Consider the following 575-nt stretch of genomic DNA (forward strand, 5'->3'; position numbering starts at 1 on the left):
GCCTTCATCAACGGCCTGAAGGTCGTGGGCAAGGACATCAAGCAGGTCAAGGTGGTGACGTCGGGCGCGGGCGCCGCGGCGCTGGCCTGCCTGGACCTGATGGTGGACCTGGGCCTGCCGCTGGAGAACATCTGGGTCACCGACATCGAGGGCGTGGTCTACGAAGGCCGCACCGTGCTGATGGATCCGGACAAGGCGCGCTTCGCGCAGAGGACCGACGCGCGCAAGCTGGCCGAAGTGATCCAGGACGCCGATGTGTTCCTGGGCCTGTCGGCGGGCGGCGTGCTCAAGCCCGAGATGGTCGCGGCCATGGGCCCGCGCCCGCTGATCCTGGCGCTGGCCAACCCCACGCCCGAGATCCTGCCGGAAGTGGCGCAGTCGGTGCGCGACGACGTGGTGATGGCGACCGGCCGTTCGGACTATCCGAACCAGGTCAACAACGTGCTGTGCTTCCCCTATATCTTCCGCGGCGCGCTGGACGTGGGCGCCACCACCATCACCCGCGAGATGGAAAAGGCGGCGGTGTACGCCATCGCCGAGCTGGCCGAGGAAGAACAGAACGAAGTCGTGGCGGC

The 575-nt window shown here is 67.8% G+C and carries 1 protein-coding gene; it reads left to right on the plus strand.

The features are described from left to right. On the plus strand, positions 1-575 hold a 575-nt coding region (locus HWY37_RS34510; protein ID WP_281372325.1), incomplete at both ends, for a malic enzyme-like NAD(P)-binding protein.

The sequence above is a fragment of the Achromobacter anxifer genome (genome assembly GCF_903652925.1).
GTDB classification, from domain to species: domain Bacteria; phylum Pseudomonadota; class Gammaproteobacteria; order Burkholderiales; family Burkholderiaceae_B; genus Achromobacter; species Achromobacter anxifer.